Origin of the sequence: Falsiroseomonas sp. CW058 (genome assembly GCF_050563535.1) — a bacterium.
Lineage (GTDB): Bacteria > Pseudomonadota > Alphaproteobacteria > Acetobacterales > Acetobacteraceae > Falsiroseomonas.
On record NZ_JBNXUO010000001.1, the window covers coordinates 183,834 to 198,980 of the forward strand.

The following is a 15,147-nucleotide window of genomic DNA, read 5'->3' on the forward strand; positions in this document are numbered from 1 at the left end:
GGATCAGGCCGCCTTGTTGAACAGGTCCTGCGGCTTCAGCACGTCCTTGCCCTTCTCCCAGTTGCAGGGGCAGAGCTCGTCCGTCTGGAGCGCGTCGAGCACGCGCAGCACTTCCTGCGGGTTGCGCCCGACATTGAGGCCGTTCACAGCCGCCCACTGGATCGTGCCGTCCGGGTCCACGATGAAGGTCGCGCGCAGCGGCACGCCCTCGTTCCGGTCGAGGATTCCGAGCGCGGTCGACAGCTCGCGCTTCACGTCGGCCAGCATCGGGATCTCGAGGTTGCGGATGTCCTCGTTGTAGACGCGCCAGTTCAGGTGCACGAACTCGCTGTCGGTCGAGACGCCGTAGACCACGGTGTCGCGGTCCGCGAATTCGCCGGCCAGCTTGGCGAAGGCCGCGATCTCGGTCGGGCAGATGAAGGTGAAGTCCTTCGGCCAGAAGAACACGACCTTCCACTTGCCCGCATCCGTCGTCTCGGTGATCTCGGTGAAGGACTTGCCGGGGCCGCCAAGGCCCTCGGGGCCAGCCTTCACGGCGGTGAGCTTGAAGGCCGGGAAGGTGTCACCGACGGTGAGCATGAGGTCGTCTCCTGATGCAGGGCGGGGATGCAGGGCCGCGAAGCCGGGGCAGAGCACGGGGCAGGGCCTTGCTGCGGTGCAATATGAGCGGCGACGGCGTCCGTATCCAATGAATAGTTTTCGTCGCCTTCATCGAAGAAATCGAAGGTGCTTCCCCGGCGCGCCCCGTCGCGCGGACCCAGGCCCGGTGCTAACGCTGCGCCACGCCGGTCCTGATCGAAGACGTCGATGATCCTCCCGAGCCCCCAGCAGCTCCGCTACCTCGTCGCGCTGTCCGAGCACGGGCATTTCGGCCGCGCCGCCGAAGCCTGCGCGGTGACGCAGTCCACCCTTTCGGCCGGGCTGATCGCGCTCGAGCGGCAGCTTGCCGCGCGCCTGCTGGAACGCGGCCACGCCACCAAGCGCCCGGTCTTCACCCCCCTCGGGCTCGAGATCGTGGCCCGTGCGCGCGTCGCGCTCGCGGCGCTGGAAGCGGTGGCGCAGACGGCCGATGCGGCGCGGGACCCGCTGTCGGGCCCGCTGCGGCTCGGCGTCATCCCGACCATCGGCCCCTTCCTGCTGCCGCGGCTGATGCCGGCGCTGCGCCGCGCCTTCCCGCGGCTGCGGCTCTGGCTGCGGGAGGACCTGACGGAGCGCCTGGTGGCCGGGCTGGAAGCCGGGCGGCTCGACCTGCTGCTGCTGGCGCTGCCCTGCGCCGGCCAGATCGAGACCGCGGCGGTGGCGGAGGACCCCTTCGTCGCCGCCCTGCCGCGCGGCCATCACCTGGCTGCGCGGGACGCCGTGCCGGTGGCTGCCCTGGCCGCGGAGCGCCTGCTGCTGCTGGAGGATGGGCACTGCCTGCGCGCCCATGCCGAGGCGTCCTGCGGCCTGCCCCGCGGCATGGCGCCGGCGGGGGCGGAGGGCTTCGCCGCCACCAGCCTGCACACGCTGGTCCAGATGGTCGCGGGGGGGCTGGGCGTGACGCTGCTGCCCAGGCTTGCCGTCGATGCCGGCGTCGCCGCCGATGCGCCGGTGGAGATCCGCCCGCTGGAGGGCGCGGCGACGCCGGGGCGGAACCTGGCGCTGGCCTGGCGGCCGCGCAGCCCCCGCGCCGCGGAGTTCCGCGCCCTCGCCCCTGCCGTCGCGGATGCCATCGCTGGCCCGTGATCGGGCGGTGGCGGAACGACGGCGATCAGCCCCCGCCGCGTGACGTTGCCGTGGCCGTTCGGCGAAGGATCGGCGGCGCATGGCGGCAGTTACCGGGTGGCAGGGGCCGGGCGGGGCGCTCGGGCCGGTGCTGGCCTCGCGCGCGATGGCCTGGACCCTGGGCGGGCTGCTCGCGCTCGACCTCGTCTTCCTCGGGCTGCATGTCGCTCATGTCGCGGCGGAGTGGCGGGGGCAGGGGCCCTTCGCCGGCCGCGCCTTCAGCATCGAGGCGGAGGGCGGCCATGCCGAGAGCTACGAGGCCCTGAAGACCGCGGCCTGCGTCGTCGCCCTCGGGCTCTGCGCGCGGCGCAGCGGGGCGCCGGTCTATGGCGCGCTGGCCTTCGTCTTCGCGGCCGCGCTTGCCGACAATGCGCTGATGCTGCACGAGCGCGCGGGCAGCCTGCTGGCGCCGGCGCTGATGCCGGCGGCGGGCCTGTTCCAGGCGGCCCCGCAGGCCTTCGGCGAACTCGGCTTCTTCGCGGTGCTGGGCGGGCTGGCGCTGCTGCTGCTGGCGGCGGGGTTCCGCCGCAGCGCCGCCCCGCACCGGCGGGCAGGGGCGGGCTTCGTGGTGCTGCTGGCGCTGCTTGCCGGCTTCGGCGTGGCGCTGGACCTGCTGCACGCGGCGCTGGGCGGCCAGCGACGGGCCTTCGACCGGGTGCTTGGCACCGTCGAGGATGGGGGGGAGCTGGTGGTGCTCTCCGCCGCCTGCGCGCTTGCGGTCGCGCTTGCGCGCAGGCTGGCGTGGCCCGCTACCTGACCACGATCTCCACGCGGCGGTTCTGCGGCTCCCGCGCGCCGTCGGCGGTGGGCACCGCGGGCTCGGCCTCGCCGGCGCCGCGGATGGTGATGTCGCCGCGCGCCACGCCGCGGCGCTGGAGTTCCTGCGCGACCGCCTGGGCCCGCCGCAGCGACAGGCGCATGTTCACCGCCGGCGTGCCGGACCGGTCGGCATGGCCGGTCACCTCGATCCGCGCCGCGCGGCCGCTGCGCGCGGCCTGCGCCGCTTCCGCCACCAGCTCGCGCGCCCGCGCCGTCAGGCTGGCGCTGCGGATGTCGAAATAGACGATGAAGGTCCGCGTCGCCGCGGGCGCGGGCGCGGCGGCAACCGGCGGGGGCGCCAGCATCGGCGGCATCGCCAGCGTGGGCATCGGCGGCGGCTCCGGCCGCACCCCGGGCTGGTAGCGTAGGCCGACCATGATGGCGTGGTTCGTCGGGTTCATCTCCACCCGCCCGGCGGTGGGCGCGCCGGTCGCGAGGTTGATCAGCCGCGCGCCGTATTCCGGCCCGATCGTGCCCATGAAGCGGTATTCCGCCGTGGCCGACAGGCCCGGCAGAGCCGCGATCGGGAAGGACGCGCCGGCGATGGCCTGGTAGGCGAAGTTGCCGTCGCTGGCATCGACCGCGAGCCGCTGGCCGTTGCCGGCGATGCGGAAGTCCCGCAGCTCGCTGTGGACATAGCCGAGCCCGATGCCGAGATAGGGCTGGATCCAGGACCCCGCGCCGGTGTTCAGGTCGACATAGGCGTTCGCCATGGCGCCGATGTTCCAGAACTGCCCCTGCGCCTGGGTGACCGGCTGCAGCGCCGCGAAGCCGCGCGAGCCTTCCACGCTGCTGGCCCGCACGCTGCCTTCCAGCTCCACCCGGATGCCGTTGCCGAAACCGTAGCCGAGCGCGAGCGTGCCCATCGGCAGGACGGAGAAGCGCGCTTCCCCGTTGCCGCCCGACAGGCCTGGCTGGATGGGGCCGCGCGGCTGGACCGTGGCGTTGGCCGGCAGGTTGGCGCCGATGCCGGCGGCCACGTAGAACCCCGCCGGCGCCTGCGCCTGCGCCATGCCGGACGCCGCGGTCAGTGCGCCCGCCGCCAGCAATGCCGCCCGCCCTGTCCGCATGCCCGCCCCCGCCCGGCCCGTTGCCTGCGCAGGATGCCTCACGCGATCGTGCCGCGATAGGCCCGCGCGGAGCCTAGAAGCCGCCGCCCGCGGCCAGCCAGGCCTGTTCCTCGGCCGAGGAGGCGCGGCCCAGCGCGGCGTTGCGGTGCGGGAAGCGACCGAAGCGCGCGATCACCGCGCGGTGCCGCCAGGCATAGTCGATGGCGCCGTTCGGGGCCGCCATGGCCGGCACGTCGCGCAGCCCCTCGAACAGGGCGACGGACAGGTCCTGGTCCGCCATCTCCTCCCCATGCTCGAAGGGAAGGTAGAGGAAGACGCGCTGCACCGGCGTCAGCGCCAGGTCGAAGCGGTCCCGCAGCACCGCGCCGCGCGCCACGGCGCGCGCATGGGCATCGGCGGCGAAGGCTTCCGCGGTGCCGCGGAACAGGTTGCGCGGGGCCTGGTCCAGCAGCAGCAGCAGGGCCAGCGCCCCCGCCGGCGTGCCGGCCCAGCCATCCAGCGCGCCGTCCCGCGCGGGGCGGACGAGGGGGCCGAAGGCGTCGCGGCAGGCGGCGTCGAAGGCGGCATCCTTCTCGAACCAGGCCTTGCGCCAGGTGCCGGGCCCGTCGGCGAACCAGAAGGCCAGCAGCCGGTCGATGTCCCGCGTCATGCCAGCGCCCTGTCGAGGAGGCAGATGGAATGGAAGGCCTCGCGCCGCGTGAGGTCCTGGATCTGGTGGCGGCAGGAGGTGCCGTCCGCCACGACGATCGCCCCCTCCGGCGCCTTCCGCAGATGCGGCAGCAGCGACAACTCCGCCATCGCGACCGAATGCGGCAGCTTCGCCGCGTCGTAGCCGAAGGCGCCCGCCATGCCGCAGCAGGAGGAGGTGATGGGCACCACCTTCAGCCCTGGCACGGCGGACAGCATCGCGACCGTCGGCGCGAAGGCGCCGAAGGCCTTCTGGTGGCAATGGCCATGGACATGCGCCTCCGCCAGGATGGGCTTCAGCCGCAACCTCGGCTTCGTCTCCGCCAGCCATTCGGCGACCAGCTTCGCGCGGTCGGCGAGCCTGCGCGCCGGCTCCCCGGGCAGGAGGGAGAGGAACTCGTCCCGCAGCGTCATGAGGCAGGAGGGTTCGAGCCCGAGCACCGGGCTGTCCCATCGCGACAGCACCTCCAGCGTGCGCCGCGCCTCCTCCCGCGCCCCGTCGACCAGCCCGGCGGCCAGCCAGGTGCGCCCGTCATCCAGCGGCCGCGTGCCGCGCGGCGGGCGCGCCACCGCGGGGTCGGCGCCGGCGGCGCGCAGCACGCGCAGCGCGGCGCGGATGTTGTGGGGCTCGAAATACCGGTTGAACAGGTCGGGCAGCAGGATGACCTCGCCCGCGCGGCCATCGGGCGCCCGGCATTCCCAGTCGTGGAAGGCGTCGCGGCGGAAGCGCGGCAGGCGGCGCGCGGCGGCAAAGCCGAACAGCCTTTCCCCCAGCCAGGGCAGGCCGGGGATGGCGTCGCGCGCATTCGACAGCGGCGCGAGCATCGCCGCCCAGGGCGCCCAGCGCGGCATGGTGGCCAGGATGCGGTCCTTCCAGGCGATGCCGCGCGCGGCGTTGCGAGCGTGCGCGGCCTCGATCTTCATCTTCGCCATGTCCACGCCGGTCGGGCATTCCCGCTTGCAGCCCTTGCAGGCGACGCAAAGCGAGAGCGCATCCGCCACCTCGTCGGAGGCGAGGCCGCCCGGGATCTGGCCGGTGAGCGCGAGGCGCAGCGTGTTGGCGCGGCCGCGCGTCAGGTGCTTCTCCTCCCGCGTGGCGCGGAAGGAGGGGCACATGGTGCCGGCATCGAATTTCCGGCAGGTGCCGTTGTTGTTGCACATCTCGACCGCGCCGAGCAGCCCGGCCTGCGGCCCCGGCCATGCGGACCAGTCGAGCGCCGGCGCCACGGCCGGGTCGGCGGCGTAGTCCGGGCCGTAGCGGAACAGGCTGCGGTCGTCCATGCGCGGCGGATGCACCACACGGTTCGGGTTCAGCAGGCCGAAGGGCAGGGCGGGCAGCGGCGGGTCGAAGGCCGCCTTCACCGCCTCGAAGGCGCGCGCGATGCGGGGGCCGAACATCGGCTCGTTGAACTCGCTGCGCACGATGCCGTCGCCATGCTCGCCGGAATGGCTGCCCTTGTATTCGCGCACCAGGGCGAAGCATTCCTCGGCGATGGCGCGCATCTTCGCGACATCCTCGCCCGACTTCATGTTGAGCACGGGCCGCACATGCAGGCAGCCGACGGAGGCATGGGCGTACCACGTCCCCTTCGTGCCATGCCGCGCGAACACGTCGTTCAGGCGTTCGGTGTAGTCCGCGAGGTCGTCGAGCCCGACCGCGCAGTCCTCGATGAAGGAGACCGGCTTCCCGTCCCCCTTCATGCTCATCATGATGTTGAGCCCGGCCTCCCGCACCTCCGCGACCTGCGCCTGGAAGGCGGCGTCGGTGACGCGCACGACCTGTCCGGGCAGGCCGAGGTCGCCCATCATCTCCTCCAGCCGGTCGAGCTGCGCCAGCAGCGGCGCGTCGGCGTCGCCGTGGAACTCCACGATCAGCAGGCTGTCGGGCTCGCCCAGCACGATGCGGTCGATGGTGCCGCGGTAGATCGGGATCGACCGGCCTAGGTCGATCATCGTCCGGTCGACCAGCTCCACCGCCTCCGGGTCGAGCGCGACGAGGTGGCGCGACGCCTCCATCGCGCGGCGGAAGGTGGGGAACTGGCAGATGCCCAGCACCTTGCGCGGCTTGATCGGCCAAAGCTTCAGGTCGAGCGCGGCGGAGAAGGCGAGCGTCCCCTCGCTGCCCACCAGCAGCCGCGCCAGGTTGCCCCGCCCTTGCGCCCGGCCTTCCGGCGTCAGCGCATCGAGGTTGTAGCCGCCGACGCGGCGAAGCTGCGCGGGGAAGCGCGCCGCGACCTCCGCCGCCTCGCGCTCGCCCAGCGCATGGAGCCGCGCGACGAGGTCGCCCTCCGGCGTGCCCTCCCCGAACCGGTGGCGCGACCCGTCGGCGAGGATGGCGTCGATGGCGAGGACGTTGTCCGCCATCAGCCCGTAGCGGATGGACTTCGACCCGCAGGAGTTGTTGCCCGCCATGCCGCCGATGGTGCAGCGCGCCCAGGTGGAGGGATCGACCGGGTAGAACCGCCCCATGGGCTTCAGCGCATCGTTGAGCGCGCCGAGCGTGATGCCCGGCTCGACCCGCGCCGTGTCGCCTTCCACCGACAGCACGCGGCGCAGGTGCTTCGTGCAGTCGATCACCAGCGCGCGGTTCACCGTCTGCCCGCATTGGCTGGTGCCGCCGCCGCGGGCGAGCACGGGCACGCCTTCCTCGCGGCAGATCGCCATGGCGGCGGCCACGTCCGCGGTGCTGCGCGGCAGCAGCACGCCCACCGGTTCCACCTGGTAGATGCTGGCATCGGTCGCGTAGCGCCCGCGGTCGCCGGGGGAGAACAGGACCTCGCCCTCCGTCTCGCGCCGCAGGCGGTCCGCCAGGCGGCTGTCGGCGATCGCGGCGCGGCCCGTGATGGCGTTCATGCGAAAGGCATCCTCGTCACGCCGCTGGTCTAGCGCGGCGGCGGCTGCAAGTCCGATCTATAATGCTCATCAATCCGACAAGGCTTACTCATTGGCAACCGGCATGGCTGCGGGGTAGGACACCGCCGACGCAGAGGGACCGCCCCCATGGCCTATTTCCAGTCCAAGCCCGATTCACGCCGGCATTTCCTGCACATCCCCGGCCCCTCCAACGTGCCCGACCGCGTGCTGCGCGCCATGGACAACCCCACCATGGACCATCGCGGCCCCGCCTTCGGCGAAATGGGGAAGCAGGTGCTGGCCAAGGTCCGGCAGGTCTTCAGGACGGAAGGGCATGTGGTGATCTATCCCGCATCCGGCACCGGGGCCTGGGAAGCCGCGCTGGTCAACACGCTGTCGCCCGGCGACCGCGTGCTGATGTGCGAGACGGGGTGGTTCGCACATCTGTGGAACGAGATGGCCGGGCGGCTCGGCATCGTCGCCGACTTCGTGAGGACCGACTGGCGCCGCGGCGCCGACGTGCCCGCCATCGAGCGCAGGCTGCGCGAGGACAAGGGCCACGCCATCAAGGCCGTCTGCGTGGTCCACAACGAGACGAGCACCGGCGCGACCTCCCGCATCGACGAGGTGCGGAAGGCGATGGACGCCGCGGGCCATCCCGCGCTGCTGCTGGTGGACACCATCTCCTCGCTCGGCTCGATGGACTACCGGCATGACGATTGGGGCGTGGACGTCACCGTCTCCGGCAGCCAGAAGGGACTGATGCTGCCGCCGGGCCTGTCCTTCAACGCGGTCAGCGAGAAGGCGATCCGGGCGAGCGAGACGGCGAAGCTGCCGCGCAGCTTCTGGGACTGGAAGCCGATGCTGGCGGCGAACGCCACCGGCTACTTCCCCTACACGCCGGCGACCAACATGCTCTACGCGCTCGACACCGCGCTCGACATGCTGCTGGAGGAGGGGCTGGACAACGTCTTCGCCCGCCACGACCGCATGGCGGAAGCGACCCGCCGCGCCGTGCGCCACTGGGGGTTCGAGGTGCAGTGCGAGGACCCGCGCCACTACTCCTCCGTCCTGACCGCCGTGCGGCTTCCGGAAGGCCACAGCGCCAACGCGCTGCGCGCCACCATCCTCGACAAGTTCAACATGTCGCTCGGCAACGGGCTCGGCCAGCTGAACGACCGCGTCTTCCGCATCGGCCATCTGGGCGACATCGGGGAATTGCAGCTGGTCGGCGCGCTGGGCGGGGTGGAGATGGGGCTGCGCGCGGCGGGCATCCCGCACCGTGCGGGCGGCGTCCAGGTGGCGATGGAGTATCTCGCCGGGAACGCCTGACACTGGGCTCATGACGTGCTGACGCACGTCATGCTTCAGGCGCCAGCGCGCCTCCGGCGCTCGGCTTCGCCGCACTTGCGGCGGCGCCCGTTCGGGCGCCCGGCCCGCCGTGCGGGCCGCAGATCGGGACGTCGCGGGCCGGGCATGGGGCGGGCGTCCCCCGGCCGGGGGCATGGCTGGACGCTCCCGGCGGGCGCGTCCATGCTCGGCGGCGGAACCGACGGGAGATCGCCGTGACCATCGAGGTCTGGACCTGGCCCACGCCGAACGGCCACAAGGTGCACATCGCGCTGGAGGAGCTGGACCTTCCCTACACGGTGGTCCCCGTGAATATCGGCGCGGGCGAGCAGTTCCGGGACGACTTCCTGGCGATCACGCCGAACCACCGCATCCCCGCCATCGTCGATCCCGACGGGCCGGGCGGCAAGCCTCTCTCCCTGTTCGAATCCGGCGCGATCCTGGTCTACCTGGCCGAGAAGGCGGGGCGGCTGGTCCCGGCGGACCCGGCGGCGCGCTACGCCTGCCTGCAATGGCTGATGTTCCAGATGGGCGGCGTCGGGCCGATGTTCGGCCAGTACGGCCATTTCCACAGCTACGCGCCGGAGCGGATCCCCTACGCGATGGACCGCTACGCGAAGGAGGTGCAGCGCCTGCACCGCGTGCTGGAGAAGCGGCTGTCCGGGTCCGAGTACCTGGCCGGCGACGAGTATTCGATCGCCGACATCGCCACCTTCCCCTGGATCCGCCTGCCGGAGCGGCGCGGGATTGATCTGGCGCACTACCCCGCGGTCCAGCGGTGGCATGATGCGATCGCCGCGCGCCCCGCCGTGCGGCGCGGCGTCGAGGTGTTGTCGGAGCGCCAGCGCCGCGGCCCCATGACCGACCAGGAGCGCGAGAACATGTTCGGCGCCACGCAGTTCAAGGTCCGCTGAGATGGCAGAGATCGACCACCTGGTGATCGGCGCCCGCACCCTCGAGGAGGGGGCGGCCTTCGTCGAGGCGCATCTCGGCGCCCGCCCCGTGCCGGGCGGCACGCATGAGGGCATCGGCACCCACAACATGCTGCTCGGCCTCGGGCCCGACTGCTACCTGGAAGTGATCGCGCCCGATCCCGGCCAGCCGCAGCCGCCGCATCCCCGGCCCTTCGACCTCGACGATCCCGGCACCCGCATGATGCTGGAGGCCGAGCCGCGGCTGATCGCCTGGGTCGCGCGCACCCCGGTGCTGGATGCTGTCGCCGCGCGGCTCGGCGCCGGGCAGGCGGGGGAGGTGCGGCCCTGGAAGCGCGGCGACCTGTCCTGGCGGATGGCGATGCCGCCGCAGCGGCAGGACATGTCGAACCTGATCCCGGCGCTGATCCAGTGGGACGACGGCAAGGGCGCGGCGCCGCGCCTGGCCGATTCGGGCCTGCGCCTGCGGGCGCTGGAGGCCGAGCACCCGGATGTGGACGCGGTGCGCGGCGCGCTGGCCCAGCGCGGGCTGGAGGAGGCGGTGCGCCTGCGCCGCAGCCCCCATGCGCGGCTGGTGGCGCGCCTGTCCCGCGCGGATGGGTCCGAGGCGATCCTGACCACGGGTTGAGCCGGCGGCCGCGGCCATCGGGATCCGCGATGGCCGCGATCGGCGGCACGGTCTATGCCGGAAGCGCGGCCTCGGGCATTGTCGGGGCAACGATGTCGCCGGCGAATGCGCCGACGACCCCTGAGGAGGCCGCAGCGCAGCAGATGCATGTCCGTGGTGCCGCATCACCGCTGGGGCCGGTAGTGCCAGACGCTGGCCGGGGGAAGGTTCAGGGGCGTCCAGGCTTCCCGCCGCGCCGCAAGGCCCAGCCTGCGGCGGGGCAGGGGCGAGGTGACGCAGTAGGTGTAGAGCAGGAACCCCCTGCCCGGCGCCACCGTCTCGACCGCGTCGACGAAGCGCCGCTGCCGCGCCAGCGGCAACAGCACGAGCGGGATGCCGCAGATCACGGTGCCCACCCTGCCGTGCAGCGCCCGGGGCAGGGCGTCGGGCAATTCGAAGGCGTCGCCGCGGATGACGTTGACGCCCGGCAGCGCACCGCGCAGATGGTCCGCCATGTCGGGCACGATCTCCACCACCACCAGGCGATGGGCCGGCACCCCGGCTTCCAGCACTGCGCGGCTGATCACCCCGGTGCCCGCGCCGAGTTCGACCACCACCTCGTCCTCCGCACGGCGCACCAGCGCGGCGATGCGCCGGCACAACGCCGGGGAGGACGGGACGACCGATCCCATCTGCAGCGGGTTGGCCAGCCAGCGGCGGAAGAACAGCCCCGCGTTGCGCAGGCCCGCCCGGCCGCTTCGTGTCCCGGTGGCGATGTCCGACATGCCCTTCTCCTCTACGGCGTCGTCGTGAAACCGGCGCAGGGCTACCGGGCGCCGCGCCCCGGCGCCGGCACGCCGCCGCGACGGCGCGATGAAGAATTCGCGACGCCGCGGCCCCTTCGCGACGCGCCCATGCGGGGCCGCGCATGACGGCGCGCATCCTCGTCGTCGACGACATCTCGGCCAATCTGCGCCTGCTCGAGGCGAAGCTGCTGGCGGAATACTACGAGGTCGCGCTCGCCGCCTCGGGGCCGGAGGCGCTGGCGGCGGTGCAGCGGTGGATGCCCGACGTCGTGCTGCTCGACGTGATGATGCCGGGGATGGACGGCTACGAGGTGTGCCGCCGGCTGAAGGCGCAGCCCGGCACGGCGCACATCCCGGTCGTGATGATCACCGCCCTGACCGACCCGGCCGAGCGCGTGCGCGGGCTGGAAGCCGGGGCGGACGACTTCCTCTCGAAGCCGGTGGACGACGCCACCCTGTTCGCGCGGCTGCGTGCGCTGCTGCGCATGAAGCAGGTGCTGGACGCATGGCGGCTGCGGGCGGAGACGGCGCGCGACCTCGGCTTCGAGCCGCCGCCCGGCCCGTCGCCGAGCGTGGCGGGCGCGCGCGCGCTGCTGGTGAACGAGGACGCGGCCGAGACGGAGGCGCTGGTCGGCGTGCTTGGAGCCGACGGGCTCGAGGTGCAGCGTTGCGCCGACCCGGCCGAGGCATGGGACCTGCTGCTGGACGGCGCGCATGACGTCGTGCTGCTGAGCCTGTCGCTCGACGCGGGCGATGCGCTGCGGCTCGCGTCGCGGCTGCGCGCCCATGCCGCCACGCGCGACCTGCCGGTGCTGCTGGTGGCCGATCCCGGGCAGAAGGGCCTGGTGCTGCGGGGCTTCGACCTCGGCGCCAACGACCATGTGCTGCGCCCCGTGGACGCGAACGAGCTGCGGGCCCGCGTGCGCAACCAGATCCGCCGCAAGCGCTACCAGGAACGGCTGCGCGCCGATCTCGACCGCAGCCTCGAGATGGCGGTGACCGACCCGCTGACGGGCCTGCGCAACCGCCGCTACGTCCGCCGCCACCTGGAAGGCGTCCTGCGCAATTCCGGCGCGGCGGTGCTGCTGATCGACGTGGACCGCTTCAAGTCGGTCAACGACACCTATGGCCACGCCGCCGGCGACGTGGTGCTGCGGGAGGTGGCGGAACGCGTGCGCGGCCACCTGCGGGCCGCCGATGTCGTCGCGCGCTACGGCGGGGAGGAATTCCTCGTCGTCATGTCCGGCGCGCAGGCCGAGGACGCGCAGCTGGTCGCCGAACGCCTGCGCGGCGCCATCGCCGCCGTGCCGGTGACCGCCGACGGACAGGCGCTGAACGTGACGGCCAGCGTCGGCGTCGCGGCGGGCGAGATCGGCGCGCAGTCGGACGACGTGGTCAGCGCCGCCGATGCCGCGCTCTACCGGGCGAAGAACAACGGCCGCAACCGCGTCGAGCTCGCCGAGCCGCGGGACTGGCCGCCCGGCACCCAGCAGCGGCGCCCGGCCGCGCGCTGACGGGCCCGCCCCGCCTATTCGAGATACTCGACCACCGGCGGCATCCGGGTCCGGCGCGTGAAGACGACGACGGAATCGAAGATCCGCACCTCGTCCACGATGCGGGCGATGCGCGGCGCGTCGATCGCGGTGCCCTCCGCCACCTCGATCCGGAAGGCGGGGTAGTCGAGATGGCGGTAGGGGTCGTGCATCAGGTCCACGATCCCCTTCGCGAAGTCGAGGAAGGTGACCGGCGTGTCGAGCTGCCCGGTCCGGTGGCCCCAGTAGGAGGTCTCCAGGTCCTCGACGAAATAGAGCCCGCCCTCCGCCAGCCCGGCGTCGAACAGCGCGTTGAAGCTGGCGATCTGGTGGGAAGTGACGTGGCTGCCGTCATCGATGATGAGGTCGAAGGGGCCGAGTTCCCGCACCACTGCGCCGAGGAAGGCGGGGTCCGCCTGCGAGCCGATGCGGACATGCACCCCCTGGTCCGGCCGGGCGAAGCGGGCGCAGTCCGGGTTGATGTCGACCCCGACGATCCAGGTTCCCGGCCCGAAATAGCGGGTCCAGAGGTCGAGCGACCCGCCGCGGTCCACCCCGATCTCCAGGATCCTCGGCGCGCGGCCGCGCAGCGGGGCGAAGACCTTCTCGTAGACCTCGAAATAGCTCAGCCACTTGTGGCCATGCGGGATGGTCAGCCAGAGCCGCCCGGCATCCTGCCCCAGCAACTGCCGCCGGATCTCCGCCGCCGTGGGCCAGGCCCAGGCCTCGCGGCGCAGCAGGTCGGGGGAGAGGAAGGACGTGGCATCGGGCGCGGCCGGCGGGGCGGGCGCGGCCTCGACCTGCGGCGGGGGCGCGGCTTCGGGCGGGGGCGCGGCCTCCGCGGGGACGCGCCTGATCTCCCAGCCGAACAGCTTCATCGCCGCCCCCGCCATGCTGCGTACACAACAAAATCGCCCGGCCAGCTTGGCCGGGCGACATCCCGCATCCCCCAAGGTCCCGCCAGGGTCGCCCCCGGCGCGGCTTACTTGATCTTCGCCTCGCGGAAGACGACGTGCTTGCGCGCGACCGGGTCGTACTTCTTCAGCTCGAGCTTGCCCGTCGCGTTCCGGGTGTTCTTTTTGGTCACGTAGAAGTAGCCCGTGTCTTCGGTGCTCACGAGCTTGATGAGGACGGTGTTGGCCTTGGCCATGGGTCTGGTTCCAGCGGACGAAACAAGGGGCCTCGTGCCCTGCGGCACGCGGCGGAGCGGCGCACAATAGTCACCGCGCCGTGCGGGTCAAGGCACAACCGGCTGCAGCGCCGCGGCATAGGCTTCCGGATTGGCCAGCAAGGCCCGCGCGGCCGCGATGTCGGAAGCCCGGCCCTCCGCCGCCGGGCAGGCGCCGCGCAGCGCGGCTACCTCGCTCGCCAGCACCGGCGGGCGGGCCGCGCGCTGCCGCGCCAGCGCGCGCGCCATCGGCAGCTCCCCCGCCGCCAGCTGCGCCAGGCCGCGCGCCAGCGCCTCGGGCCCAAGGCTGGTGCAGAGCGCCGGCAGCACGCCGAGCGCCTGGACCGGCCAGCCCGACGGCGCCAGCACCTGCGACCAGGTGATCATGATCTCGCCCTCGTTCGGCAGGGGGGCGACCAGCTGGATCAGGCCCTTGCCCATGGTCGCGCTGCCCACCACCACCGCGCGCCCGCGCTCGGCCAGGGCCATCGCCACGATCTCGGCGGCGGAGGCGGTGCGGCCATCGACCAGCACCACCACGGGCCGGCCCTGCGCCAGGTCGCGCCCGCCGGCCTCGTAGCGGCGCGCGGCCTCGGGGTGGCGGCCGGCGGTGCGCGCCACCTCGCCCTCGGCCAGGAAGGCGTCGGCCACCGCCACCGCCTGGCCCAGCAGCCCGCCGCGGTTGCCGCGCAGGTCCAGCACCACGCCGCGCAGCGGCAGGCCGGAGAAGGCGTCCACCAGTTCCTGCGTCAGCCGCCGGTCGGTGACGGCGGAGAAGCCCGAGACGCGGAGCCAGAGGATGCCCTCGCGGATCTCGGAGGAGACCGTCTCCGGCACCACCAGTTCCCGCAGCAGCACCGCCTGGCGCCGACGCCCGCCGCGGGAGAGGGTGAGGGTCACCTCCGTCCCTTCCGGCCCTTCCAGCAGCGTGGCGGCCAGGCCAGGGTCGCCCCCGCCCAACGCCCGCCCGTCCACCGCCAGCAGCAGGTCGCCCACCCGGATGCCCGCCTGCGCCGCCGGCCCGTTCGGCAGCACCGCGGCGATCGCCAGCCTCTCCCCGCGCCGTTCCACGCGCAGGCCGAGGCCGGACTGGCCGACGCGCCTCTCCCGCGCGCCGCGGGCCTCGGCGGGAGTGACGTAGCGGCTGTAGGGGTCGAGGTGGTTGAACACCTCCTCGAACCCCGAGGACAGCAGGCGCTCCGCCCCGGCCCGCCGGATGGCGGGGGAAAGCCGCCAGGCCTGTTCGTAGAGGCCGCCCAGCATGGCAGCCAGCGCCGCCGCGGCCGGCGGCCCGCGCGCGCCGAGCGGGGCCGCGGGCGCGGCGCCGACCACGCGGTCCTCCAGCATCAGCCGCAGCTGCCCGTCGCGCAGTTCGGCGCCCAGGCGGGGGTCGATCACGGCGAGCCCCCGCAGCGACCAGAGCGCAAGATCGGTCGCCGCCGCGGGCTCGATGTGGCGTTCCAGCACCAGGCGGTGCGACTCGGCCAGCACGCCCTCGATCATCTGGCGCGGGAAGCCCGCCACCTCCTGCGCCGAGGGGCGCAGCGGCAGCAGCAGCA

At 73.3% G+C, this 15,147-nt stretch carries 14 protein-coding genes; 6 read left to right on the plus strand and 8 right to left on the minus strand.

Going from position 1 to position 15,147, the window contains the following annotated elements; all coding sequences use genetic code 11:
* Positions 1-3: 3 nt before the first annotated feature.
* Positions 4-579: a peroxiredoxin gene (locus ACK8OX_RS00880; RefSeq protein WP_430662020.1), complete on the minus strand. Its 576-nt coding sequence runs from the start codon at positions 577-579 to the stop codon at positions 4-6.
* A 228-nt stretch (positions 580-807) separates the two neighbouring features.
* Between ACK8OX_RS00880 and ACK8OX_RS00885 the strand changes: the two genes are divergently transcribed.
* Entirely contained in the window at positions 808-1,725 is a 918-nt protein-coding gene (locus tag ACK8OX_RS00885; RefSeq protein WP_430662021.1) for a hydrogen peroxide-inducible genes activator, read from the plus strand.
* A 79-nt stretch (positions 1,726-1,804) separates the two neighbouring features.
* Positions 1,805-2,521 carry a hypothetical protein gene (locus ACK8OX_RS00890; protein ID WP_430662022.1) on the plus strand — a complete coding sequence of 239 codons (717 nt, stop codon included), beginning with the start codon at positions 1,805-1,807 and terminating at the stop codon, positions 2,519-2,521.
* Here the strand turns inward: ACK8OX_RS00890 and ACK8OX_RS00895 are convergent.
* The 3 genes from ACK8OX_RS00895 to ACK8OX_RS00905 all read right to left on the minus strand — a co-directional run bounded on the left by ACK8OX_RS00895 (position 2,514) and on the right by ACK8OX_RS00905 (position 7,193).
* A complete protein-coding gene (locus ACK8OX_RS00895; RefSeq protein WP_430662023.1) occupies positions 2,514-3,653 on the minus strand; it encodes an OmpA family protein in 1,140 nt (379 codons plus the stop codon). The genes ACK8OX_RS00890 and ACK8OX_RS00895 overlap by 8 nt on opposite strands.
* A gap of 73 nt (positions 3,654-3,726) precedes the next feature.
* On the minus strand, positions 3,727-4,302 hold the full coding sequence (locus tag ACK8OX_RS00900) for a DUF924 family protein (RefSeq protein WP_430662024.1): 576 nt from the start codon (positions 4,300-4,302) through the stop codon (positions 3,727-3,729).
* Positions 4,299-7,193: an FAD-binding and (Fe-S)-binding domain-containing protein gene (locus ACK8OX_RS00905; RefSeq protein WP_430662025.1), complete on the minus strand. Its 2,895-nt coding sequence runs from the start codon at positions 7,191-7,193 to the stop codon at positions 4,299-4,301. Before ACK8OX_RS00905 ends, ACK8OX_RS00900 begins: the two co-directional genes overlap by 4 nt.
* 147 nt (positions 7,194-7,340) lie before the next feature.
* On the opposite strand from ACK8OX_RS00905, the gene ACK8OX_RS00910 reads away from it, so the two are divergent.
* The 3 genes from ACK8OX_RS00910 (at position 7,341) to ACK8OX_RS00920 (ending at position 10,103) form a co-directional block, all read left to right on the plus strand.
* Positions 7,341-8,525 carry a pyridoxal-phosphate-dependent aminotransferase family protein gene (locus ACK8OX_RS00910; RefSeq protein ID WP_430662026.1) on the plus strand — a complete coding sequence of 395 codons (1,185 nt, stop codon included), beginning with the start codon at positions 7,341-7,343 and terminating at the stop codon, positions 8,523-8,525.
* Positions 8,526-8,758: 233 nt separating this feature from the next.
* On the plus strand, positions 8,759-9,457 hold the full coding sequence (locus ACK8OX_RS00915; RefSeq protein WP_430662027.1) for a glutathione binding-like protein: 699 nt from the start codon (positions 8,759-8,761) through the stop codon (positions 9,455-9,457).
* 1 nt (position 9,458) lies between these two features.
* Positions 9,459-10,103 (plus strand): VOC family protein, encoded by a 645-nt coding sequence (locus ACK8OX_RS00920; RefSeq protein ID WP_430662028.1) that lies wholly within the window; start codon positions 9,459-9,461, stop codon positions 10,101-10,103.
* A 164-nt stretch (positions 10,104-10,267) separates the two neighbouring features.
* Here the strand turns inward: ACK8OX_RS00920 and ACK8OX_RS00925 are convergent, their stop codons facing one another.
* Positions 10,268-10,867, minus strand: coding sequence for a class I SAM-dependent methyltransferase (locus ACK8OX_RS00925; RefSeq protein ID WP_430662029.1), 600 nt, complete (start codon positions 10,865-10,867; stop codon positions 10,268-10,270).
* Positions 10,868-11,010: 143 nt separating this feature from the next.
* Here ACK8OX_RS00925 and ACK8OX_RS00930 point away from each other — a divergent pair, with 143 nt between their 5' ends.
* Complete coding sequence (locus ACK8OX_RS00930; RefSeq protein WP_430662030.1) at positions 11,011-12,402, plus strand: PleD family two-component system response regulator; 1,392 nt, start codon at positions 11,011-11,013, stop codon at positions 12,400-12,402.
* A gap of 14 nt (positions 12,403-12,416) precedes the next feature.
* Here the strand turns inward: ACK8OX_RS00930 and ACK8OX_RS00935 are convergent, their stop codons facing one another.
* From ACK8OX_RS00935 to ACK8OX_RS00945, 3 genes are all read right to left on the minus strand, one after another.
* A complete protein-coding gene (locus tag ACK8OX_RS00935) occupies positions 12,417-13,313 on the minus strand; it encodes a hypothetical protein (protein WP_430662031.1) in 897 nt (298 codons plus the stop codon).
* An 89-nt stretch (positions 13,314-13,402) separates the two neighbouring features.
* Positions 13,403-13,570: a 50S ribosomal protein L33 gene (rpmG, locus tag ACK8OX_RS00940; protein WP_430662032.1), complete on the minus strand. Its 168-nt coding sequence runs from the start codon at positions 13,568-13,570 to the stop codon at positions 13,403-13,405.
* An 87-nt stretch (positions 13,571-13,657) separates the two neighbouring features.
* Positions 13,658-15,112, minus strand: a complete 1,455-nt coding sequence (locus ACK8OX_RS00945) for a S41 family peptidase (protein WP_430662033.1) — start codon at positions 15,110-15,112, stop codon at positions 13,658-13,660.
* Between the last annotated feature and the right edge of the window lie 35 nt (positions 15,113-15,147).

Bases quoted from the DNA above. Each gene is read 5' to 3' on its own strand.
- ACK8OX_RS00880 (WP_430662020.1), bottom strand. From the start codon at position 579: ATGCTCACCGTCGGTGACACCTTCCCGGCCTTCAAGCTCACCGCCGTG.
- ACK8OX_RS00885 (WP_430662021.1), top strand. From the start codon at position 808: ATGATCCTCCCGAGCCCCCAGCAGCTCCGCTACCTCGTCGCGCTGTCC.
- ACK8OX_RS00890 (WP_430662022.1), top strand. From the start codon at position 1,805: ATGGCGGCAGTTACCGGGTGGCAGGGGCCGGGCGGGGCGCTCGGGCCG.
- ACK8OX_RS00895 (WP_430662023.1), bottom strand. From the start codon at position 3,653: ATGCGGACAGGGCGGGCGGCATTGCTGGCGGCGGGCGCACTGACCGCG.
- ACK8OX_RS00900 (WP_430662024.1), bottom strand. From the start codon at position 4,302: ATGACGCGGGACATCGACCGGCTGCTGGCCTTCTGGTTCGCCGACGGG.
- ACK8OX_RS00905 (WP_430662025.1), bottom strand. From the start codon at position 7,193: ATGAACGCCATCACGGGCCGCGCCGCGATCGCCGACAGCCGCCTGGCG.
- ACK8OX_RS00910 (WP_430662026.1), top strand. From the start codon at position 7,341: ATGGCCTATTTCCAGTCCAAGCCCGATTCACGCCGGCATTTCCTGCAC.
- ACK8OX_RS00920 (WP_430662028.1), top strand. From the start codon at position 9,459: ATGGCAGAGATCGACCACCTGGTGATCGGCGCCCGCACCCTCGAGGAG.
- ACK8OX_RS00925 (WP_430662029.1), bottom strand. From the start codon at position 10,867: ATGTCGGACATCGCCACCGGGACACGAAGCGGCCGGGCGGGCCTGCGC.
- ACK8OX_RS00930 (WP_430662030.1), top strand. From the start codon at position 11,011: ATGACGGCGCGCATCCTCGTCGTCGACGACATCTCGGCCAATCTGCGC.
- ACK8OX_RS00935 (WP_430662031.1), bottom strand. From the start codon at position 13,313: ATGGCGGGGGCGGCGATGAAGCTGTTCGGCTGGGAGATCAGGCGCGTC.
- rpmG (WP_430662032.1), bottom strand. From the start codon at position 13,570: ATGGCCAAGGCCAACACCGTCCTCATCAAGCTCGTGAGCACCGAAGAC.